The organism is Lysobacter sp. Root690 (genome assembly GCF_001427785.1).
In the GTDB taxonomy this organism is placed as follows: domain Bacteria; phylum Pseudomonadota; class Gammaproteobacteria; order Xanthomonadales; family Xanthomonadaceae; genus Lysobacter.
The window spans coordinates 219,352-242,205 of the sequence record NZ_LMHM01000018.1; the positions used below are offsets into that span (position 1 = coordinate 219,352).

A 22,854-nucleotide genomic window follows, 5' to 3' on the forward strand; every position below is an offset into this window, starting at 1 on the left:
TGTCCGCGTCCCGGCGATTGCCCGTGCCTGGATGAACCCGGCGCGGACGCGGGCGCCTCAGTGTTTGAGCAAGGACGGCAGCCACAACGACAACTGCGGGACGAAGGTCACCACCAGCAATACCGCCAGCGCCGACAGCCAGAACGGCCAGATCGTGCGCAGGGATTCGCCAATGGTGATCTTGCCGATCGCGGTACCGACGAACAGCACCGAGCCCAGCGGCGGCGAGATCAGGCTGATGCCGCCCTTGAGGATCAGGATGATGCCGAAATGCACCGGGTCCACCCCGATGGCCTTGGCCAGCGGCAGGAAGATCGGGGTGCAGATGATGATCATCGGCGCCAGATCCATGAACGTGCCCAGCACCAGCAGGATCAGGATCATCAGCAGCAACAGCAGGTTCTTGTCGGTGGTCACGCTGGTCAACGCGTCTACCGCGGCGGTCGGCACCTGCAGGTAGGCCAACAGCCAGCCGAACGATGCGGCCGACGCGATCACGAACAAGATCATGCCGGTGGTGCGCGCCGCGCTGGCCACGGTTTCGAGAAAATCGCCCCAGCGCAGGTTGCGGTATACCAGTGCTGTGACCAGCAGCGCATACACCACCGCGATCGCCGCGCTCTCCACCGCGGTGAAGATGCCGGCGCGGATGCCGACAAAGATCAGCGCGACCAGCAGCAAACCCGGCAGCGCGGCGACGAAGCGGCGCGCGACCATGGCGAAGCCGGGGAACGCTTCGACCGCGTAGCCGCGACGGCGGGCGATGATCCAGGTCGTGGTCATCAATGTCACCGTCATCAGCAGCGCGGGCACGATGCCGGCGGCGAACAGGTCGGCGATGGAAATGCTGCCGCCGGCCGAAGCCGAGTACAGGATCAGATTGTGCGAGGGCGGCACCAGCAGCGCGACCATCGCCGCGGTCATGGTGACATTGACGGCGAAATCGCGATCGAAGCCACGCTTGGCCATCTGCGGAATCATCGCGCCGCCGATCGCGGACACGTCGGCGATGGCCGAGCCGGACACGCCGCCGAAGAACAGCGACGACAGCACGCTGACCTGCCCCAAGCCGCCGCGCAGGTGTCCGACCAAGGCCGATGCGAGACCGATCAGGCGCTCGGAGATGCCACCGCGCAACATGATCTCGCCGGCGAAGATGAACAACGGAATCGCGATCAGCGAGGCCGAGCCCGCGCCCGCGGCGGTCTGCTGCACCACCACGATCGGCGGCAGGCCGATGTAGATCAGGGTCGCCAGCGCCGAAGCCGACAACGAGTACGCCACCGGCACGCCGATGATCAGCAACGCGGCGAAGACGCCGAACAAAATCGCGACTTCCATTATTCGCTCCGGGCCGAGGCGGGGGAAACCAGCACGGCGAACAGCCGTTGCAGCGCGAACAACGCCATCAACGCGCCGCCCATCGCCATCGGCGCGAACACCGCGCTCTGCGGCAGCGGCGCGCCCGCCATCGGGATGTCGATGCCGTCGAGCAGCAATTGCGTCCCCCACACCGCCAATGCGCCGCCGATGATCGCGATCACGCTGTTGGACAACGCCAGCAGCACGCGCTTGATCGGCGGCGATGCGGTATGTACGAGCACGAAGAAACCGAAGTGCGAACCGCGATGCACGCCCGCGGCGGCGCCGAAGCTCATCGCGGTGTTGAGCAGGATCAACGCCACAGGTTCGGTCCAGCCCGGCGAGTCGTTGATCACGTAGCGCGCGAACACCTGCAGCGCCTGCACCACGACCATGCCGAGTAAGGCGGCCCCGGCGACCGCGACCGCGCCGGCGGCGACGCGGTCCAGCAGGCCGAGCGCCACCGGTTGTTCGGCGTGCTCATGCGTATCGAGAGTCTCTTCCACGGTCGATGCCTCAAGCCAGGGAGCGGATGTCGCGGTACAGCGCTTCCAGCGCCGGCACGCGGTGGTAGTCGGACAGCAGCGGCTGCACCGCCTTGCGGAACGCGGGCAGGTCGCATTGGTTCATCTGCACGCCAGCGGCGATCAGGGCGGTGCGCGCCTGCGCTTCGGATTCGTCCCACAGCGTGCGCATCACCGCGACCGAGCGACGCGCGATGTCGAGCAACAAGATTCGATCATCGGCGCGCAGCGAATCGAAGCTGCGCCTGGACATCAGCAGCACGTCGGGCGCGTAGGAGTGCTCGCTCTGCGACCAGTAACGCGCCGCTTCGAAGTGGCGACTGGAATGGAAGCTGCGCAGATTGTTCTCGGCGCCGTCGATCAAATGGGTCTGCAGCGCGGAGAACACCTCGCCGTATGCGAGCGGAGTCGGATTTCCGCCGAGCATGCGGATCATGCGCATGAAGATGTCGGACGACGGCACCCTGAACTTCAACCCGTGCAGATCGGCCGGGCCGACGATCGGCTTGCGCGCGTTGTAGAAGCAGCGCGCGCCGCAGTCGTAGATCGCCAGGCCGACCAGATCGCGCGCGCCGAAGCCGCGCAGCACCTGCGCGCCGACCGGGCCGTCGAGCGCGCGGCGCAGATGCCCCACCGAATCGAACACATACGGCAACGACAGCACCTGGGTCAGCGGAAAGGCATTGTTGAGCGCGCCGCTGTAGACGCGGGTGATGTCGATCGCGCCGAAGCGCGCCATGTCGATGGCTTCGGACTCGCGACCGAGTTGGCCGGAGTGATACATGCGCAGTCGCAGGCGCCCGCCGGTCGCGCGTTCGAGTTCGCGGCCGATCCACTCGATCGCCGCGACGGTCGGGTAATCCTTGACGTGCACATCGGTCGCGGTCAGCAGCCGCTGGCCGTCGGTCGCCCGCAGCGCGGCCGGTACCGCGGTCGCTACGCCGGCGGCGCCCAGGCCCAACAGGAAGTCGCGTCGCGTCGTCATGTCATGCGTTCCTCGGATCGGTGGCCGCCATCGTTTCGCACAACACACTGCCCCAGCGGCCGAAATCGACCCGCGAGCGCTGACCGGCGACGATATCGTGAATGCCGGTGGTCGCGCCGGTGGCGATGTGCATGCCGGCCTTGAGCGGATAGCCGCGACGCGCGCAACGCGCAAGCGCGAACCGCAATGCCGCCAGCAGGCCGCCGGGAATGGAGGCGCTGCCGCCTCGACCCACCGAACGATCGTCGATGAAGGTTTCGCAGACCAGTTCGGCGCCGTCGATGTGTTGCCAGTCCTCGATCCGCGGCCCGAGGATCAGGCCGGAGTTGTTGCCGAAGTCGGAGACCACCACCGCCGGGCCGAGAATATTGATCAAGGGCAGCGGACTGCCGGCCAATTCGACGCCGACCGAGAGCGAATCCACCAACGCCGCCGCTTCGGCCGCGCTGTACTCGATCTTGTCCGCGGGCGCGTCGTCGCGCAGGGTGAACACGTACTCGGCCTCGACCGCGGCGAAGCCGTCGCGAATGATCGGAAAGCGGCCGCTCTGTCCGGCCGCGACGCGCTGCACCGCGTCGGCGAAAATCGGGCCGACCAGGCGTTCCTCGCCGAGTACGCGCTGCCATTGCTCGGGAATGCGCCCGACCTTCCAGCCGGCCAGCGGCCGATCCCACAGCGCGATCGCGCGATCCTGCACGCGGTAGCCCTCATCCAGGCTCTGCGGCTGCGGCCCCGGGTAAAGCGCGAGTGCCTGGGCGCCCAGGCGGGCGTCGACCAACCGGGTCGCGAGAGCGGACTCGTCGATAGGGTCGTGGAAAGGTTGGTTCGCCATGCTTGAGCCGATCCCGGGGCAAATCCTGTCTGCGGCTGTTGTATAGGAAACCGGTGTCATTGACAATCCGGTCGTATGCTTGGCTCACAACCTGGGAGGGTGGGATGGGGATTGGACACGTGCTGCGGGACTTCGGCGGCATCGCCGCGCAAGCGAGCCTGATGGCTTACGGCAAGGCCACGGCGCGAGGATTTCTGCTCGCCTCGCTGACCGCCGCGTCGCTTGGCGCCATGGCCAAAGAACGCATTTCAGCAGGGGAAAACGCAGCCCTGGCGTTTCCGGGCGCGCAGGGCTGGGCCGCGCACACGCCCGCCGGACGGGGTGGAAAACTGTTGCGGGTGACCACGCTGGCGTCGAGCGGTCCAGGCTCTTTCGCCGAGGCGGTCGCCACGCCCGGGCCGCGCATCGTGGTGTTCGAGGTCGGCGGCGTGATCGATCTGGAGCGCAAGGAGCTGAGGATCAGCGAACCGTATTTGACCATCGCTGGACAAACCGCCCCGCAGCCCGGAATCACCTTCATCCGCGGGGGCCTGACGATCGCGACCCACGACGTCGTTGTCCGCCATATCCGGGTACGCCCCGGCGAGGCGGGCCTGGCCAAGCGCGCCGGTGTCGACTTCGACGCGATCAACACGGTGCGCGGCGCGGCCGACGTGATCGTCGACCACTGCTCGCTGACCTGGGCCACCGATGAGAACCTGTCGGCCTCGAGCACGCGCTTCTTCGGCGAAAGCGAAACCGACTGGATGCGCGCCGCCTCCAGGCGGATCACCTTCAGCAACAACCTGATCGCCGAAGGCCTGGCCAACGCCACCCACGGCAAGGGCGAGCATTCAAAGGGCTCGTTGATTCACGACCACGTCAACGACATCCTGATCGTCGGCAATCTGTACGCGCACAACTACGAGCGCAACCCGCTATTCAAGGGCGGCGCGCGCGGCCAGGTGATCAACAACCTGATCTACAACCCCGGCCAACGCGCCGTGCATTACAACCTGATCGCCGAGGAGTGGCTGGGCCATCCGTACTCGACCGGGCAGATGGCGGTACGCGGCAACGTGATGCGCGCCGGCCCTTCGACCCAGACGCTGGCGTTCTTCAGCATCGGCGGATCCGGCGACCTGGACTATTACGCCGACGACAACCTGGTCGTCGATCGCATCGGCCAGCCGCTGCCGCAGAGCGGGCGTTACACCACCGCGCCGGTGAAGTTGAACGAACTCGCACAGGCGCCGCAGCTTCCGTTCGGGGTGAAGCTGTTGCCGTCGGCGCAGGTGCAGGACGCGGTGATCGCCACCGTCGGCGCGCGGCCGTGGGACCGCGACGACATCGATCGCCGCATCCTGGCCGACACCATCGAAGGCCGCGGCAAGATCATCGACGGCGAAAGCGAGGTCGGCGGCTATCCGAAGTTCGACGAAACCCGGCAGGCCTTCGTACCCGCCGATTGGGATCTGGCGACGATGGAGCCGTTGAAACCGTTGCCCCGACGCGCGCCATTGCGCTGAGACGGACATGCGACGTCGTGATGTGCTCAAGGCGATAGCCGGCGGCGCTGCCATGGCGATGCCACACGCCGCCCAGGCCGCCCTCGCCCATCGCGGCAACGAGGCGCCGCTGGCGAACACGCGCAGTGGACGCATCCGCGGCTACCGCGACCGCGGTATCCAGGTGTTCAAGGGCGTGCCCTACGGCGCCGACACCGCCTCGCGCCGCTTCATGCCCGCGCTGCGCGAACTGCCGTGGCGGGGCGTGCGCGACAGCGTCGAATGCGGGCCTTCCGCGCCGCAGAAGCGCGCCGACGACCGCATCAGCGAAGACTGCCTGTACTTGAACGTATTCACGCCGGCGCTGCGCGACGGTGCGCGGCGCCCGATCCTGGTTTATCTCCACGGCGGCGGCTACGACAGCGGCTCGGGCAGCAGCCCGTTATACGACGGCGTCAACCTGTGCCGGCGCGGCGATGCGGTGGTGATCACGCTCAATCACCGCCTCAACGCCTTCGGTTATCTGTATCTGGCCCAGTTGGGCGACGACAGCTTCGCCTGGTCCGGCAACGTCGGTCAGTTGGATCTGATCCAGGCGCTGACCTGGGTACGCGAACACGCGGCGCAGTTCGGCGGCGATGCCGGCAACGTCACCGTGTTCGGCCAGTCCGGCGGCGGCGCCAAGATCGCCACTCTGATGGCGATGCCGGCCGCGCGCGGGCTGTTTCATCGCGCGATGACCATGAGCGGGCAGCAAATCACCGCGGCCGGGCCGCGCGCGGCCAGCCAACGCGCGCAACGTTTTCTCGATGAGCTGCGAATCGCGCCGACGGATCTGCAGCGCCTGCGCACGCTGCCGTTCGAACGGCTGATCGAGGCGAGCCGGGTGCGCGACCCATCGCGGATCGAAGACACGTCGCTGTACTTCGGCCCGGTGCTCGACGGGAAGTCCCTGCCCCGGCATCCGTTCTATCCCGATGCGCCCGAGCAATCGGCGCGGATCCCGATGCTGATCGGCACTACCCGCGACGAAACCCGCGCGTTTCTCGGTCACGATCGCGCCAATTTCGACTTGAGCTGGGAGCAGTTGCCGGACAAGTTGCGCGATCATCAATATGTCGATCTGAATCCGCACACGGTGATCGCGGAGTATCGACGCCTGTACCCCGACTACACGCCATCGCAGGTGTTCTTCGCCGCGACCACGGCCGGGCGTTCGTGGCGCGCCGCGATCGTGGAAGCCGAAGCGCGCGCGGGCCAGGGCGCGCCGACCTGGGCTTATCAACTGGATTGGGGCTCGCCGCTGGAAGAAGGTCGCTGGGGTGCGATGCACACGCTGGATATCGCATTGGTGTTCGACAACACCGCGCAGCCCGGCTCGAACACCGGCGACGGCGCGCAGGCACGCGCGATGGCCGCGTTGATGAGCGATGCGTTACTGGCATTGGCGCGCAATGGCGACCCCAGCCACGCCGGGCTGCCCGTGTGGCCCCAGTACTCGCTGCAGCGGCGCGAAACCCTGCTGTTCGATGTCCAGCCGCGGTTGGCCCACGATCCTCGCGGCGGCGAACGCAGGCTGTATGAGCGCGTGCCGTTCGTGCAGCGCGGAACGTTCTAGCGCGGCGTGGGCGCGGGGTCGTTCGCTCGCAGGCATCGCGCCGGCAGCGGCCGCTGCAACATCCGGCTCAACGGCAACCGCAGCGCGCTCAGGCCGTCGGCGACTTCGGCGGCTATGCAGCGCGCGCCCAGCGGCGAGAAATGAGTATCGTCTTGCAGGCCGTCGGGATAGTTGGCGCTGTCGCCAGGCCGCAGCCACAGGAACAGCTGCTTTGAAGCTTCGGCGCCCTGCGAGGCCAACACCGCCTCGCTGCGCCGCTCCAGATCGATCAAGGCCACGCCACGCTCGGACGCGACCGCGCGCACCAGGTCAGGGTATTCGCCGTGGCTATGCAACAGCGTGCCGCTCAGATCGAACCGCCGCCGCGCGACCGGCGTCAACAGGATCGCGGTAGCGCCGCGTTCGCGCGTCTGATCGACGAATCGTTCGAGATTGCGGCGGTAGTCGGCCGGTGGCGTGTAGCGGTCGGGTTTGTTCTGCGATTGGTCGTTGTGGCCGAACTGGATCAACACGTAGTCGCCGGCGACGATGGCATCCAGCAGCGCCTGCCAGCGGCCTTCGTCGACGAAGGTGCGAGTGCTGCGTCCGTTCAAGGCGCGATTGTCGATCTTCACGCCACTGCCGGCGAACGCCTCGCCCAGGGCTTCGCCCCAGCCGGTTTCCGGCCGTTTTTCCGCGCGTTTGATCGCGATCGTCGAATCGCCGGCCAAGCGCAGCGTCGGTGCGTCACCAGCGACAGCGTGCCCGGGTAAAGCCATCAGCCACAAGGCGAGCAACACGATCGTGCGCATGAGTACCGAACCATTAGGAAGTTATCGCTGCACACGCGATGCCTTACCGCCATCGCGCGCTGAAGCCGCTATGACCTTGGGTTGAGCCCACGACGGCATGGCGACCTGCGTCGCCATGCCGTCATGAGTTCCCGGCCTCAGGTCCGCATCACATCTTGTAGCGCAGCCCGAGGAAGTACTGGCGCCCGGTGTGGTGATAGACCGAAACCCGATCGGCGGCCGAATCCACCCACTGATCGTTGTACTCATCGGTGAGGTTGAGCCCTTCCACGGTCAGCTCCAACTGGTCGTTGATCTTCCAGGACGCCGACATGTCGATGGTCGTCGTGCCCTTGGTGCCTTCGACATCGGCATTGTTGCGGCCGGGCACGGTGGTCAGGTAATCGTCGCGGTAGGCGGCCGACACGCGCGCACTGAAGCGATCGCCTTCGTAGTAGAGCGTGGCGTTGTAGGCGTTCTTGGACAGACCCACCAGATCGGTCTTGAGCGACGAAGCACCGGCCGCGGTGACGTACTGGATCTTCGAATCGACGTAGGTGTAATTGAACTGCACGCCGAAGTCGTGCCAGAAGCTCGGCAGGAAGGTGAAGGGCTGCTGGTAGCTCAGCTCCAGGCCGCGCAGCTTTCCGCCCGGCGTGTTGACCGGAATGTTGAACTGGAACTCATCGGTCGGCAGCGCGCCGGTGCCGGCCAGCAGTTCGTCGGGAAGCCCGGAGGTGTTGTACGGCCGGATCTCGCGCGAGGTCTGCACGAAGGTGTCGATGTCCTTGTAGAACAAGCCGAGCCCCAACAGCGCTTCTTCGGCGAAGTACCACTCGAAACCCAGGTCGTAGGTCTTGGCGCGGAACGGGTCGAGCAGCGGATTGCCGCCAGACACCACGCGGTTACCGCCGCTCACGCTCACCGTCACGCCCGGGGTGAGATTGCCCAGGCCCGGACGCGACATCACCTTGGAGGCGCCGAAGCGGATCAGGAAATCCGGAGTGATGTCGGCGACCAGATTCAACGACGGCAAGGTGTCGCTGTAATCGCGGCCAACCGTGGTCAACACTGGCGTGGTTCCGGCCAGGGCGAAACCGGTGGAGGACTGTTTGGTCTTGACATGGCGCACGCCGAAATTGCCGCTCAATGGGATCTGGCCCACTTGGGTGGAGAAATCGGCCTGCAGGTAGTAGCCCAGGTCCTTTTCCTCGACGCTGCGATTGTTGCCGCGCGCGCTGGCGACGTCGGGCGAGACCACGAAAATCCCGCTGTTGCTGTAGATGCCGAACAACCGGTTGAAGGCGTCGATGTCCGGAATCAGCCAACTGGAATCGTTGTTGCCGCCGACGCTGGTTCCCTGCAGTCCGATCCGCTTGGTCAGATCGACCAGGTTGGTGCCGGGTGGCAGCGCCGGCACCACCAGTTCCGATGCGCGTCGGCTTTCGCTGCTTTCGAACTGATATTTCTTGGACTGCACGCCGCCCTTGATCTTGAAGCCCGGCGCCACATTCCAGCGGAAATCCAGCTGACGATTGTCGAAGGTGTTCTCGGAGGCTTGCGGACGCAAACGGATTTCCGACACCCCGTTGGCGAAGCTCCAGGCGTTGGGGTCGTTGACGTCGAAGCCGTTGTCGATCACCGGCAAGCGGCTGTTGCCGCGGTAGTCGTAGCTGTAGCCCTGCACATTGTTGCGATCCAGGGTGACCGTGGTCTGGATCGGGTTGTCGAACTCGGACTTGGCTCGGCCGATCTGGCCGCTGAGCACGAAGTCGTCGCTGAACTTGTGCTCGCCGTAGAAATTGGCCTGGGTGAACTTGGTGGTGAGTTCGTCGTAACGCGCTTCCGAACGCACGTCGACGTTGTTGAAACGGCCGAAGACCAGATTGCCGTGTTCGTCGACCTCGCCGTCCAGCACCACGGTCTGCGGCTTGCCGGTACCGGTGCGGCTGAAGGAAATGCCGTTGAGGAAGTTCTCGGTGCGGGTCGCGTCGAATTTTGCGTACAGCAGGTCCAGCCCCAACTCGGTCTTGTCGCTGACCTTGAACTGCAAGGCGCTGGTGACGCCCAGGCGTTGTTGATCGTGCTCCATCACTCCGTAACGCGGAATGCGCGGGTGAAAGGTGGTCGGAAGGCGCGCGGCGGCAAACGGCGAGCTGGCGGCGAAACCACCGCTGCTCGGCCCGTTGTCCCAACGCACGGTGCTGTGCCCTTCCTCGGTCAGGCGGCGATCGGTGTAGGCCACCGACAGCAACGCGCCGAAACGGCCGTCCATCCAGGTGTTGCTGATCAACGCGGTGGCGCGCGGATCGGTGTCCTTGGACAAATCGTTGAAGCCGAGTTGGCCGCCGGCGACGAAGGTCAGTCCGTCGTAGTCGAAAGGCCGCGCGGTCTGCAGATCCACGGTGGCGCCGAGCGAGCCTTCTTCGACATCGGCCGACGCGGTCTTGCGTACCTTGAGGCTGTTGAACAACTCCGATGCGAACACGTTGAAGTCGAAGCCGCGGCCGCGATTGGCGCCGCCGGAACTGTCGGTGCCGCCGGCGGTGGTCAGCGCCTCCATGCCGTTGATGCGTACCCGGGTGAAATCGGGGCCCAGGCCGCGCACCGAAATCTGCCGGCCTTCGCCGGCATCGCGCGCGATCGACACGCCCGGAATGCGCTGCAGCGATTCGGCCAGGTTGAGGTCGGGAAAATCGGCGATGTCCTCGGCGACGATCGCGTCGACGACGCCGACTTCCTCGCGCTTGATGTCCAGCGCCTGCTGCAGGCTGGCGCGGAAGCCGGTGACGATCACCGCGTCCAGGTTCTTGGCGTCCTGCGTCGATTCCGCGCCCGCCTGCGCGGGCGGTGCCGGATCGGCGGTGGTCTGCGCGTGCCCGGTCACGGGCGCGATCGACAGTGCCAGCGCGATCGCGCCGGCCAGCATGGTAACCGGTGTCTTTCCTATCACTGACTGCACTTGCATTCCGCTCCCCTCCCAAAGGTGTCAGGCCGCTTCTGAGCGGCCTTGACGGGCTTGCTGCGCCTGTTATGGTGTCCCCTGAATGAAAATGACACCGCTGGTCAAAACCCTAACAAAACCTTGAGCGAACAGCATGCTGCGGTGCGCAAATAGTTACGAGAGCTCGGTCACAGGTGACCGTGCCGGCAACCTTGAGGAGGCCGTATGAGCCGGAAAGTGCTGTGTTTCGGCGAGTTGCTGCTCCGCCTTGCGGCGCCGGCCAGCGAGCGCCTGTTGCAGTCGCCACGCCTGGATATCTGCGTGGGCGGGGCCGAGGCGAATGTCGCGGTGTCGTTGGCTCGACTCGGTCACGACGTGGGCATGGTCAGTGTCGTTCCCGACAACGCCCTGGGCCAGGCCGCGGTGGGCGAATTGCGCCGGCACGGCGTGGATACACGGACGATACGCACCGGCGCGGGGCGGATGGGATTGTATTTTCTCGAAGCCGGGGCAATCCAGCGGCCGAGCCGGGTGCTGTACGACCGCGCCGGCTCGGCATTCGCGCGCGCCGATGCCGACAGCTACGACTGGCCGACGCTGCTGGACGGTGCCGCGTGGCTGCATTTGTCCGGCGTTACTCCGGCGCTGGGCCCGTCGGGCGCGGCCGCGGCGATCGCCGCCGCGCGCGCGGCGCGTCAAGCCGGCGTACGCATTTGCTTCGACGGCAACTTCCGCAGTTCGTTGTGGCAGGACTGGGGTGTCGATCCCGCGCCGATCCTGCATGAGTTGATGAGTCACGCCGATGTGCTCGTCGCCGACCATCGCGACATCGCCGTCGCCCTGGCGACGCAGATCGAGCCGCATGCCGCCGACAGCGGCTTGGCCAAGGCGGCCGAGCTCGCATTCGCCGCATTCCCGAACCTGCAACGGCTGGCCTGCACCCAGCGCCAGCAGCGCAATGTCGATCACCATGCCTTGTCGGCGGTGCTGTTCCATCGCGACGGCTCGGTGATCTGGACGCCATCGTACGAGTTGCCATCGATCGTGGATCGCATCGGCACCGGCGATGCGTTCGCCGCGGGACTGCTGCATGGACTGTTGCGCGCAATGAGCGACGAGGACGGGCTGCGTTTCGCGTTGGCCGCGGCCAGCCTGAAACACTCGGTGCCCGGTGATTTCAATCTGGTCGATGCGCAGGAAATAGAAGATCTGCTTGGCGGCAGTGGGTTTCACGTACGACGCTGAAACCTAGCCCCCGTTGCAAGGCGCTTGCCGAGCGGGCGCCGCATGCGCCGTTGCACGCTGCGCTCTCGAATGAAAGCGTCATGCGTTTTACATTATTCCCAGCGGCTCCACACTGCACCGTCGAACGAGAATAAATTCCGTTGACCGACTGACCACAGCACATCTTCCGCGTCGGTCAGCTTGTAACAACTTTCGGGCGCATCGGCTCCGAACTCGACCGGTACCAGTGCGTCGCCATACAGCGCGTACAAGCTGCTCGTGCTTGCGACGTAGACTCGCCCCTTGTACCAGCGCACGTCCCAAAAATCGTCCGTCAGCCCTTCGGTATTCAGCGCCTCCCACTCACGGCCTCGACCGCGCAGCAAAGTCCCGGACTGGCCGCAGGCGTAGACCAGACCATCGCCGCCGCAACAGATACCGGACAACACGATATCGACTCTGGTTTCGCATCGGCTCCAGGCATCGCCCCGCCAATGCCACACCTCGCCGCCCCAGCCCGCGGCATAGAGATCGTTCGCACCGAACCCGTCGATCGCCTCAAAGCCCGCGACCTCGTTATCGGCCTCCACACCCGGCGCGTGCATGGCGGTCCATCGCCGTTCGTGTCCACGCCGGAAAACCGTACGGTTCATCCCGAAGGCATAAGCGTAACCATCGACCGTCGCGCAACCGCGCAGATCGAAAGCACCCGCTATCTTTTCGCTGCCTTCCTGTCCGCCGACATAGGTGAAGACCGTGCCGTCGCCCGCGACGACCACGAGCTTTTCACTCGGCAGCTTCGCCACGCACATTCCGACCGCGTGCCAGGCCAGATCCTTCACATTGGCGATCTCGCCTTCGTCAAGGCTCCCGAGCCGCGTATGCACGGTTCCGTTGCGCTGCAGCTTCTTGTCCTGCAGCGCGAGATAGACCAGATCGTTGAAACGCGCCGCGCCGCGGGAGATGAGATTTTGCTTGGACAAGCCCAGTCGCGCCATTTCGCGTTTCCTTGGATACAGATCGCTTCACCCCGGGCATCTTGCCCGGGTTCGATGCGGCGCCTCACAAGGCGCGCAAGCGCATAGGCTGCCAAGGGCGATCCAGACGGTCAACATCCGCCTCGGGCTTCGACTTGAGCTTCACGCAGCGGATCTGCCGGGTCATGCAATTCGAAGCCGCCAGTGATGCAGCTGATACCGATGCGCCGGTCCGTGACGGGCCATCATCTGACCTCATTACGGTTACCGCCACGAAAACATTTTCGCTCGGCGTGCCGAATGGGCTTGGGTAGTCAGCCGCATCGCGGATCAGCGCGCACCTGCGGATCGGGCTTGTTCGGTGTAGATGGCGATATCTGCCGGCGCTGCGTTTACAAAACGTCCAGGGCCCTTTCGATGCGGCGAGCGCGACTCGCGTCAGGTCATCGACGCGAGCGCCTCATAGTCCAGCAGCGTCGCGCCGGTGTTCGCCAACGCAGCGCCGAGCCGCTCGTGCACCGACGATTCGGCGTCGACCAGCACCAGGATGCGACCGGCGGCGATCTCGTCGTCGAATTTCTGCCGGATGGGATCGGGCAAGGCCGCGCCCATGAGCGCCGACGCCCAGGTGCCGACCAGCGCCCCGACCGCGCCGACCACCGCCGCGCCCGCCAGGGTGATGCCGACCGGAGTGATGACGGTCGCGGCCAGGCCGGCCAGCAACCCGGTCGCGCCGCCTAAGCCGGCGCCGCGGATCGCCGCCGGCATGAAATCCGTGTCGGCTTCCTTGTGCCGGTTGGGAATACTCTGCAGTTCGATATCCGAACGCGCCACCAGCGAAATATCGTCGTCGCTGACTCCCTGGGCGCGCAATGCGTCGACGGCGCGCGTGGCCTGGGCGATGTCGTCGGTTCGGTAAACGCGGCGCTGTTTCATATGAATGACCTGCCGTTGGATGACTCAAACCTGCACGGCCGTTCGTTAGCCGCCCGCGAAGATCGCGAGCCGCCACGCATTCATCCGCTTCGACATTAACCGTACAGCTGCGATCGCATGTCGAGCACATCGCCGTCTATTTCATCGTCTATCGCCGCGGATTTCACGTCGATGAAAGATGCGCTGGCTTAGGTTCGGTGCTGATCGCATCAGCAGGAGGCGTCATGGCCAAGAAGACCGGGAATGGAGAACGCTCGATTCCGTCGCCGGACAGCCCATCGGGTCCATCGGGTTCCGGTTCTGACTCCGGCGCGGGCGCGACCGTTCGCCGCCAAAAGGCCATCCAGCGCCGGGTCGACGCGCTCGATCGAGGCAAGCCCGACAAGCAAGGGAAAACCGCGAAAAAACCCGCGGTCCAGGCCGGCGAGCGCGCGCAACCGGAAAACCCGTTGCCGAAACAACATCAGGTCAAGCCCGGGCACGAGCACATGCTCAATCCGGCGCCGAAGTTCATGGCGCCCGATTACCGCGGCAGCGGAAAGCTACAGGGCAAGGTCGCGCTGATCACCGGCGGCGATTCCGGCATAGGCCGCGCGGTGGCGGTGCTGTTCGCGCGCGAAGGCGCCGACGTCGCGATCGTCTATCTCAACGAGCATCAGGACGCGCAGGACACGCGCATGTTCATCGACCAGGAAGGCCAGCGCAGCCTGGCGATCAGCGGCGACGTGCGCGACCGGGCGTTCTGCGACGACGCGGTCGCGCAAACCATCGCCGCGTTCGGCCGACTCGACATTCTGGTCAACAACGCCGCGTTCCAAGCGCATTGCGATTCGCTTGAAGACCTCGGCGACGAACATCTGCAGGAGACCCTGCAGACCAACATCGCCGGTTATTTTCATATGGCGCGCGCGGCCCTTCCGCACCTGGGCAACGGTTCGGCGATCATCAACACTGGCTCGGAGACCGGTCTTTTCGGCCACAAGACCTTGCTGGACTACTCGGCGACCAAGGGCGCGATCCACGCCTTCACCCTGTCGCTCGCCAGCCAGTTGCTGCCGCGTGGCATCCGCGTGAACGCGGTGGCGCCCGGTCCGGTCTGGACTCCGCTCAATCCCGCCGACAAATCGGCCGAGGACGTGGCGAAATTCGGCGCCGACAGCGACATGGGCCGGCCCGCCCAGCCCGAGGAAATTTCTCCCGCCTACGTATTCCTCGCTTCGCCGGTGACCGCGTCCTATGTCAACGGCGTGGTGCTGCCGGTCATGGGAGGGCCCAGAGGATGACCGAACGCGCTGCATCGTTGCCAGCGCCTGCGTGCCGCGCTGAATCGTTCACGACGCCGCGCGGAACTTCACACCGATCGAATCCCGTGGCTTCTAAGTTTCCTCATCGGCGTCATAAGGCGCTCTGAGGAGAACTTCAATGGCCAAGAACGCACAAGATTCCGCGCAAGTCGAAGAACTGCTGTATCAGGCATTGGAAACCGAACTCGGCGGCATCCAGATATACGAAACCGCGATCCGTTGCGCGGTTAACGACGATCTGCGAAAGGAATGGAACGAGTATCTGGATGAAACCCGCACCCATCGCAAGGTGCTGTTGAACGTGTTCGAGGAACTCGGTCTCGATCCCGATACCCCCACGCCCGGACGCAAAGTGGTCGGCCACATCGGCAAATCACTGGTCAAGGCAATGGAGATGGCGTTGGCGGCGGGCGACCCGGCCGCGGCCGAACTGGTCGCCGGCGAATGCGTGGTACTGGCCGAAACCAAGGATCATCTGAACTGGGAGCTGATCGGCCACGTCGCCAAGCACGGCAAGGGCCCGCAGGTGAAAGTCCTCCAGGCCGCATTCGAAGCGGTCGAACAGGACGAAGACCATCACCTGTATCACACTCAGGGTTGGACCCGAGAGTTGTGGATCCAGTCGCTGGGTTTCCCCGCGGTGCTGCCGCCGCCGGAAGAGATCAAGCAGGTCGAAACCGCGATCGGCGCGTCGCGCGCCGAGCAGGCGCGCGATCAGATGTTGAAGAAGAACTGACCCGCAAGCGACCAGCGACAGATTGCGTGGAAAACCCGACGCCGTGACCGCGCGCACCCTCAAGCTGGCAACCTTCAACATCAACGGAGTGCGCACGCGCCTTCCGCATCTGCTGCAATGGTTGCAACGCGAATCCCCGGACATCGTGTGTCTGCAGGAACTTAAGGCCGAGGACGCTGCGTTTCCGCTGCAAGCGGTGAACGATGCGGGGTATGGCGCGCTGTGGCGCGGACAGCGGGCGTGGAACGGCGTCGCCATTCTCGCCCGCGACGCGGACCCGATCGAGAGCCGCAGGGCGCTTCCAGGCGATCGCAACGACGATCAAGGCCGTTATCTGGAAGCGGCCGTCCATGGCCTGATCGTCGCATGTCTTTATCTGCCCAACGGCAATCCACGGCCGGGACCGAAATTCGACTACAAACTGCGCTGGTTCGACCGATTGATCGCGCACGCGAACGAGTTGGTGCGCAGCGGTCATCCCGTGGTGCTGGCCGGCGACTTCAATGTCGTGCCCACCGACGCGGATATCTACGATCCGCGCTCGTGGCGCAAGGACGCTCTGCTGCAACCCGAAAGCCGCGAGCGTTACGCTCGTTTGCTCGCGCAGGGTTGGACCGACGCGCTGCATGAGCGTCATCCCGATCCACCGCTGTTCACGTTCTGGGACTATTTCCGCCAGCACTGGCAACGCGATGCGGGCCTGCGCATCGACCACATCCTGCTGAGTCCGCAGCTGGCCCCGCGATTGAAAGACGTCGGCGTCGATCGCTGGGTCCGCGGTCTGGTCAAGCCCAGCGATCACGCGCCCGCGTGGGTCACGCTGGGGAGATCCGCATCGCGCGCGAAGCCGCGCGGCCGATCCAAGCGACCGACCGCAGACGCCGGATGATGCGTGGCGGACACATCGGTACGAACGCGACGCGGCATTAACTATTCGAACGCTAGCTTTTGCGAAGCAAGAACCGACGCCGAGGCGTGCGGGCGCGGGCTCCGGGCGACGACTGTTCGCCGGATGAAGCTGGGGATTTTGGTGAGGATCGGTACGGCCCGCGGGCACGGTCACCGGTTGCCTGTCGTCTCCGATTCATTACGCCGAGCACGCGCCGCCTGCCCGCCTACGAACATCCACCCACCTTCGCCGAGCACGTCCAATGGCTCCGCATCGCAATGGCCGCCCCATGCTTGCAACGATTATCCTTACAGCGCTTCTGACCCTGGCGGTGGTGATCGTCGTCGCCAACGTGACCGGACCGGAGAAGAAGGTCCAACGGCTGGTGCAACATCGCTTCGACGTCACCGATCCGCAGTTCCGTCGCGAGATGAGCGTGATGCTTGGGCCGCCGGTGCTGAGCGGAAACCGCGTCCGTCATCTGCGCAACGGCGAAGAAATCTTTCCGGCGATGATCGCGGCCATCGCGGCGGCGCGGCGCTCCATCGTCTTCGAAACCTATATCTACTGGTCCGGGGAGGTGGGCCAACGCTTCAGCGACGCGCTGTCCGAACGCGCGCGCGCCGGCGTCCAGGTGCATGTCACCCTGGACTGGGTCGGCAGCAGCAAAATGGATTCGCGCTTGATCGACGGCATGAAACAGGCCGGGGTGCAGGTCGAGCGCTACCGGCCCTTGCGTTGGTACAACCTCGACCGGATCAATCACCGCACCCATCGCAAGCTGCTGGTGATCGACGGCGAAACCGCGTTTACCGGCGGCGTGGGCATCGCCGACCAATGGCAGGGCCACGCTCAGGACCCCAAGCACTGGCGCGACAGCCATTTCCTGATCGAAGGTCCGGCGGCCGCGCAGATGCAGGCCGCGTTCGGCGACAACTGGGTCAAGATGACCGGCCGCGTGCTGCATGGGCCGTCCTACTACCCGGACTTGTCCCGGCGCGGCGACATGGATGCGCAGGTATTCCTGAGCTCGCCGTCGGGCGGCAGCGAAAGCATGCACCTGATGTACTTGATGTCGATCGCAGCCGCGTCGCAGTCCATCGATCTGGCGGCGGCCTATTTCGTCCCCGACGAACTCACCCAGCGCGCCTTGCTGGAAGCGAGAAAACGCGGGGTGCGCGTGCGCATCCTCGTGCCCGGCGAGCACATCGACTCCGATGCCGTGCGCCTGGCGTCCAGGGCGCAGTGGGGCCCGCTGCTGCAACAAGGCGTCGAGCTGCACGAGTACCGACCCACGATGATGCACGTGAAGCTGTTGATCGTGGATCGCCACCTGGTGTCGGTGGGATCGACCAATTTCGATTCGCGCTCGTTCCAGCTCAACGACGAGGCCAGCTTGAACGTCTACGAATCCGGGTTCGCCGACGAGATGACCAGGGTGTTCGAGGACGATTTGTCTCAGGCCAAGGCGTACACCTACGAGGCCTGGACGAATCGCCCGTGGACGGAGAAAGCCATGGAGCGGTTCGTGCTGCCGATCAAGTCGCAGCTTTGAGCGGCGTGCGCGGTCGGGACTGACGTTCGACATCGATGCTTGGTACCCGACGCGAAGACAAAGCCGGACTCGGGTCATCCACGCCGTAAAAGACTCCCACAGCGTCGAAGGCACCGCCCCGACCGCGCCCGCGTACCCGGAGACCCGCATGTCCCTATCCGCATCGACGTTCTGGCGCCGCAACGGCTTGTCCATCGTCTTGCTCACCTGCCTGCTCGCCGCCTTGTTCGGCCAGATCGCCACCGGCCGCTCGGTTTACAACGCCGAGCGGTTGGAGCATCACCTGTTGGCGCTGACGCTGGGCCAGTATCTGACCAGCGGCCACTTCGTTTCGGCCACGTTCGAGAACTGGGAAAGCGAGTTCCTGCAGATGGGGCTGTACGTGCTGCTGACCGTGAGCTTGCGTCAGCAAGGCTCGGCGGAATCACGACCGCTGGAACCGCGCAGCGAACGCATCGAACCGGGCCCCGCGCCATGGCCGGTCAAGGCCGGCGGACTGTGGCGACGGCTGTACGAAAACTCTTTGTCGATCGCATTCGGCCTGCTGTTCTCGGCTTCGTTCGTGCTGCACCTGTGCGGGAGCTGGCGCGCGCGCAACGCCGAACAGGCGATGAAAGGCGAACCTCAAACCGGACTGGTGTCGTTTCTGGGCGATGCGCAGTTCTGGTTCGAGTCGTTTCAAAACTGGCAGAGCGAATTTCTGGCGGTAGCCGCATTGGTGATCCTCACGATCTGGTTGCGTCAGAAGGACTCGCCGCAATCCAAGCCGGTCGAGGCGCCGCATTCGCAAACGGGTGTGTGATCCGGCGTTTATGTCTTAATGATTCAGCCGCAATGTGCGCAGCGTGTTGTGAATACGAGGCGTCGACCGCCGATGTTAAAAGCGCTTTCGCAACACGACGACATCGCGCATATGCGCCGCGGTGAATTCTGGACTCCTATCCGCGGACGTTTCCGCCGAAGGCAAGGAGCGACAGAATGAGCAACAGCAACGACAAGCGAGACCTCAACCGCGATCCGATCACCGGAACGCCCGGCGCGCATCCGGTGGGCGTCGGCGTGGGCGGCGTAAGCGGCGCGGTGGCCGGCGCATTCGTCGGCGCGTTCGGCGGCCCGATCGGCATGCTGGTTGGCAGCGGCATCGGCGCGATCGCTGGCGCGGCCGCCGGCAAGGGCGTGGCCGAGCGCATCGATCCCACCGGCGAAGCGCAGTACTGGCAGGAAGAACATGCGCGTCGCCCGTACTACAACCCCGAGTACAACTACGCCACCGACTACGCGCCGGCGTATTCGTACGGCGCCGAAGCCAGGTCGCGCCTGGGCGACCGGCCTTGGGACGAGCAGACCGCGGCCGAGCTGGAACGCGATTGGGCCGGCGCGCGCGGCCAATCGAAGCTGGATTGGGAGGCCGCCCGGCCGGCCGTGCAGGATTCATGGACCCGCGCCGATCGCACCTACCGCACCTACGACGCGAGCGATCGTTATCACCAGTCGCAGTTCGAGCAGACTTCGTACCGTGATCCCGATGCGGAGTTTTCCGATTATCGTCCGGCCTATCGGTACGGCACGCATGCGCGCCAGCAGTACCGCGATCGTGACTGGGACGACAAGCTCGAAGCCGAACTGGGACAGCGCTGGGACACGGTGAAGGGCGAATCCAAACTCGGCTGGGAGAAGGCCAAGGCCGCGACCAAGGACGCCTGGCACAACGTCGAGCGCGCGCTGCCTGGCGACGCCGACAAAGACGGCCGATAAAAGACCGCCGATAATCCAATAGACCGTCACGCAAGCGGCGCGAATGCGCCGCTTGCGTCTGTGCGAAGCCCGCGACCGATCACCGCGCAAAGGAATTCCACGATGCAAGCCTCTCATCCACCGGCCACTCCGACCGACTACGCCGCTCGCGGCGCTTTCAACACACCGACCGTCGACGTCGCCAGCCCGATTCCGGCGCTCGATGTCGCCGATCGCGGCAGGCCGGCGGGGATGCTCGATCAGGCCGTCGCGATCGCGCGCCGACACCCTGCCCAGACCTTTCTTATCGCGGTCGTCGCGGGTTGGGCGATCGGTGCGTGGACGCGCCGACGGAATGGGCCGTCCGATCGATAGCAACTTGTGTCGGTGCGTTGCGGATGCGGGGAGCCAGCGAGCTTTCTATTCACGAAGCGGTGCTGTGGCCGTGTCCAGATTCACCTTAGCAGCGGATCGATCACCCATCCTCTTCAAGAAGGCCGTTGCGCTGTTCGTCTACGCGAACTAGAACTAACGCCAATGGGCATGGCGACCTTGGAGAACTGGTGGCGGTTTGCGGCCAGGATGCCTGTTGCGGCGCGTTGTTGGCGAAGCTAATTACGCCGCAGTCCGACGATTTCTACATCCTCAAGCCCAAGCAATCCGCGTTCCATTCGACTCCGCTTGCGGTGTTGCTGGATCACTGCGGCGTCCGGCGCGTGGTGATTACCGGAATTAACCGCGGACCTATGCGTCGCGGCCACCGCGATCAACGCGACCATGCGCGATGCGCTTACCGCGATGCGCTTACGACGCTGGCCGGTTCCATTCACGCCTCTTGCGAGGCGTCGCGGTCGATTCGCCCTTGATCGACGGTGCGCGATTGCGCATACGATGCCGTCGCGGATCGAACGATGCGCACAGGATTAAACAGATCCCATCGCAACGTTTGCCTCGCCGAAACCGAGCGGCCTGTGCCCATGCCGAGATCCGGTCTGAAGTGACTAGCCGAGCGGCTGGCACGACGTCGGACCTTACAGCCAGCAAACGCGATCGATGCTACGTGATCGCGACCGTCGTCCGCGGCAATACCTCAAACCGGAGGATGCCGCGGCGGTTCGACCCAGCCTTGCGTCGCGACCCGATGCGCCCTGCCCTTGACGGCCGCCACCGCTGCACGTTCTCAATACGACAAGGCCGGCCGTAAAAACAAAAGACCCGCGTCAGCGGGCCTTTTGCGGCAGAAGCAAGACGCTGCTCGATGCCGGAATCAGAACGGGATGTCGTCGTCCGCGAAATCGTCGCCGAAATCGTTCGACTTGGCCGGGGGCGCTTCGCGGCGCGGCGGGCCGGCATCGCGATTGCCGCCGTAATTGCCGCCACCACCACCGCCGCCAGCCGCGCGTGCCGGGCGATCGCCACCGCCACCGCCGCCACCACGGAAGTCGCTGCGGCCGCCGCCTTCGCGCGCGCCACCGCCACCGCCGCCTTCACCGCCGCCGCCGAGCATCTGCATCTCGTCGGCGATGATGTCGGTGAAATACTTTTCGACGCCGTCTTGACCGGTGAACTTGTCGTAACGGATCGAGCCTTCGATGTAGACCTGACGGCCTTTCTTCAGGTATTCGCCGGCGATCTCGCCGAGCTTGCCGAACAGCTTGACCCGGTGCCACTCGGTGCGTTCCTGTTGGTTGCCGTCCTTGTCCTTGCGGACGCTGGTGGTCGCCAGGCTGAGGGTGGTCACGGCCATGCCGCCCTGGGTGTATTTGGTCTCCGGATCGTTACCGAGGTTGCCGACCAGGATGACTTTGTTGACGCCGCGTGCCATGGGATTCCTTAACTATTGCCGGGATACGGCTGAGATGATGGATTATAGCCCCCCGCTCCGCCATGGGTCCCCGGCGCGGAGCCGGGTCGGACTAATCTGGTTGAAGCGTAGGTGGGGCGGGCCTTGCCGGGTGGGCTTGGGGCTCGAACGGAGCCGCGGATGGCTCTGTGCCGGCGCCTGTCGAAGCCGGCTTCGGCCCGGCGCGCCGGCCAGGGCAAGCACCGTAGCGCCTGCGACGGAAGGCATCGGGGCTCAAGCCTCTACCACCACAGCACCGGGCCAGCCGGGGTTGCGGCCGGACAGGACGGCATAGTCGTGGTCGGGGCCAGCCCCGCGGTCCTGGGCTCAGTTCGCGCCGCGCTGCCCATGCCTCTCGCCCGGTCGCGGGCTTCGGCGCGATCTACCTCGTCCAGGCACCCGCCGAGCCGCGGCGATCCGACCGCCTCGCGGCCTACTGCATATCCCGCAAACTCTCGCGCAGCTTGGTCAAGGCCGCGTGGTGCAGTTGCGACACCCGGCCCTTGGTCAGGCCGAGGCTCTGGGCGATGTCCTGGAACGGGACGTAGTGGAAATAGTGGGTCTGGATGATCAGCTTCAGCCGCTCGGGCAGGTTGTTCAGCGCCGCGCTCAGGCGATGCTCGGTCTGCTGGCGGTCGACATAGGCCAGCCCGTCGCGAGTGTCGCTGGCGCCGCCGTGACGGCCGGCTTCGTCGAGCAGGAAACCCAGGCCCAGGCCGACCACCGAGTCGACGATGCTTTCCAATGTGTCCTGGCCGCCGTTGTCCTGCAGGCTCTGCAGGCGCTCGCGGATGGTGGCCTCGTCGCGCGGCGGCGGACGGTCGCCGAGGATCGCGCGCAAGCCGTTGAACACCGCGCCGCGCACGCGCGGCTTGGCGTAGACGCGGAAGGTCACGCCGCGCTCGGGGTTGAAGCGACTCATCGCATCGAGCAGCCCGATGGTCGCGTTCTGGATGAAATCCTGACGGTCGACCGGATAGGCGCGAATGCGGCCGTGCACCTGCGAGGCGATCGCCCTGGCCCAGCCGACGTGACGCAGGAACAGCCGGTCGCGCGCGTCGTCGCTGCCGCCGCGGTAGCGCTGCCACAGTTCGGCGTCCTCGCCTTCGGCCGTCGCCGCTTCCATCACGTCCC

At 65.4% G+C, this 22,854-nt stretch carries 19 protein-coding genes; 9 read left to right on the plus strand and 10 right to left on the minus strand.

All coding sequences use genetic code 11. From position 1 onward, the window contains the following. Positions 1 to 57: 57 nt before the first annotated feature. The 4 genes from ASD86_RS24120 to ASD86_RS24135 are packed head-to-tail and all read right to left on the minus strand — an operon-like array spanning position 58 to position 3,703. Positions 58 to 1,341, minus strand: coding sequence for a TRAP transporter large permease (locus ASD86_RS24120; RefSeq protein WP_056116877.1), 1,284 nt, complete (start codon positions 1,339 to 1,341; stop codon positions 58 to 60). Then, a complete protein-coding gene (locus ASD86_RS24125) occupies positions 1,341 to 1,868 on the minus strand; it encodes a TRAP transporter small permease (protein ID WP_235567884.1) in 528 nt (175 codons plus the stop codon). The genes ASD86_RS24120 and ASD86_RS24125 overlap by 1 nt, the downstream gene beginning before the upstream one ends. Positions 1,869 to 1,878: 10 nt before the next feature. Then, complete coding sequence (locus ASD86_RS24130) at positions 1,879 to 2,871, minus strand: TRAP transporter substrate-binding protein (protein ID WP_056116878.1); 993 nt, start codon at positions 2,869 to 2,871, stop codon at positions 1,879 to 1,881. Between the two features lies 1 nt (position 2,872). Continuing rightward, entirely contained in the window at positions 2,873 to 3,703 is an 831-nt protein-coding gene (locus ASD86_RS24135) for a hypothetical protein (protein WP_056116880.1), read from the minus strand. 104 nt (positions 3,704 to 3,807) lie between these two features. Between ASD86_RS24135 and ASD86_RS24140 the strand changes: the two genes are divergently transcribed. Together ASD86_RS24140 and ASD86_RS24145 are read left to right on the plus strand one after the other, a co-directional pair. Next, positions 3,808 to 5,211, plus strand: coding sequence for a pectate lyase (locus ASD86_RS24140; RefSeq protein WP_157477080.1), 1,404 nt, complete (start codon positions 3,808 to 3,810; stop codon positions 5,209 to 5,211). Between the two features lie 52 nt (positions 5,212 to 5,263). Beyond that, positions 5,264 to 6,808 carry a carboxylesterase/lipase family protein gene (locus ASD86_RS24145; RefSeq protein ID WP_235567904.1) on the plus strand — a complete coding sequence of 515 codons (1,545 nt, stop codon included), beginning with the start codon at positions 5,264 to 5,266 and terminating at the stop codon, positions 6,806 to 6,808. Here the strand turns inward: ASD86_RS24145 and ASD86_RS24150 are convergent. Then, positions 6,805 to 7,599: a rhamnogalacturonan acetylesterase gene (locus ASD86_RS24150; protein ID WP_200957303.1), complete on the minus strand. Its 795-nt coding sequence runs from the start codon at positions 7,597 to 7,599 to the stop codon at positions 6,805 to 6,807. The genes ASD86_RS24145 and ASD86_RS24150 overlap by 4 nt on opposite strands. 148 nt (positions 7,600 to 7,747) lie before the next feature. After that, positions 7,748 to 10,546 carry a TonB-dependent receptor gene (locus tag ASD86_RS24155; RefSeq protein ID WP_056116884.1) on the minus strand — a complete coding sequence of 933 codons (2,799 nt, stop codon included), beginning with the start codon at positions 10,544 to 10,546 and terminating at the stop codon, positions 7,748 to 7,750. A 201-nt stretch (positions 10,547 to 10,747) separates the two neighbouring features. On the opposite strand from ASD86_RS24155, the gene ASD86_RS24160 reads away from it, so the two are divergent. Next, positions 10,748 to 11,767 (plus strand): sugar kinase, encoded by a 1,020-nt coding sequence (locus ASD86_RS24160; protein ID WP_056116886.1) that lies wholly within the window; start codon positions 10,748 to 10,750, stop codon positions 11,765 to 11,767. 92 nt (positions 11,768 to 11,859) lie between these two features. On the opposite strand, the gene ASD86_RS24165 is transcribed toward ASD86_RS24160, so the two are convergent. Further along, entirely contained in the window at positions 11,860 to 12,744 is an 885-nt protein-coding gene (locus tag ASD86_RS24165) for a hypothetical protein (RefSeq protein WP_200957304.1), read from the minus strand. Positions 12,745 to 13,161: 417 nt separating this feature from the next. Continuing rightward, positions 13,162 to 13,659 (minus strand): general stress protein, encoded by a 498-nt coding sequence (locus ASD86_RS24170; RefSeq protein ID WP_056116888.1) that lies wholly within the window; start codon positions 13,657 to 13,659, stop codon positions 13,162 to 13,164. Positions 13,660 to 13,883: 224 nt separating this feature from the next. On the opposite strand from ASD86_RS24170, the gene ASD86_RS24175 reads away from it, so the two are divergent. The 6 genes from ASD86_RS24175 (at position 13,884) to ASD86_RS24200 (ending at position 19,898) form a co-directional block, all read left to right on the plus strand. Then, positions 13,884 to 14,942: an SDR family oxidoreductase gene (locus ASD86_RS24175; protein WP_082578681.1), complete on the plus strand. Its 1,059-nt coding sequence runs from the start codon at positions 13,884 to 13,886 to the stop codon at positions 14,940 to 14,942. Positions 14,943 to 15,081: 139 nt separating this feature from the next. Further along, positions 15,082 to 15,699, plus strand: coding sequence for a ferritin-like domain-containing protein (locus ASD86_RS24180; protein WP_056116890.1), 618 nt, complete (start codon positions 15,082 to 15,084; stop codon positions 15,697 to 15,699). Positions 15,700 to 15,742: 43 nt separating this feature from the next. Next, positions 15,743 to 16,588, plus strand: coding sequence for an exodeoxyribonuclease III (gene xth, locus ASD86_RS24185; RefSeq protein WP_056116892.1), 846 nt, complete (start codon positions 15,743 to 15,745; stop codon positions 16,586 to 16,588). A 289-nt stretch (positions 16,589 to 16,877) separates the two neighbouring features. Further along, on the plus strand, positions 16,878 to 18,143 hold the full coding sequence (locus ASD86_RS24190; protein ID WP_056116893.1) for a phospholipase D-like domain-containing protein: 1,266 nt from the start codon (positions 16,878 to 16,880) through the stop codon (positions 18,141 to 18,143). A 148-nt stretch (positions 18,144 to 18,291) separates the two neighbouring features. After that, positions 18,292 to 18,945 carry a DUF6766 family protein gene (locus tag ASD86_RS24195; RefSeq protein ID WP_056116896.1) on the plus strand — a complete coding sequence of 218 codons (654 nt, stop codon included), beginning with the start codon at positions 18,292 to 18,294 and terminating at the stop codon, positions 18,943 to 18,945. A 176-nt stretch (positions 18,946 to 19,121) separates the two neighbouring features. Then, entirely contained in the window at positions 19,122 to 19,898 is a 777-nt protein-coding gene (locus ASD86_RS24200; protein WP_056116898.1) for a hypothetical protein, read from the plus strand. A 1,246-nt stretch (positions 19,899 to 21,144) separates the two neighbouring features. Here the strand turns inward: ASD86_RS24200 and ssb are convergent. Together ssb and ASD86_RS24215 are read right to left on the minus strand one after the other, a co-directional pair. Continuing rightward, positions 21,145 to 21,702 carry a single-stranded DNA-binding protein gene (gene ssb / locus ASD86_RS24210; RefSeq protein ID WP_056116901.1) on the minus strand — a complete coding sequence of 186 codons (558 nt, stop codon included), beginning with the start codon at positions 21,700 to 21,702 and terminating at the stop codon, positions 21,145 to 21,147. A gap of 451 nt (positions 21,703 to 22,153) precedes the next feature. Continuing rightward, the gene (locus ASD86_RS24215; RefSeq protein WP_056116903.1) at positions 22,154 to 22,846 is read right to left on the minus strand and encodes a sigma-70 family RNA polymerase sigma factor; all 693 of its coding nucleotides are present in this window, start codon (positions 22,844 to 22,846) and stop codon (positions 22,154 to 22,156) included. Between the last annotated feature and the right edge of the window lie 8 nt (positions 22,847 to 22,854).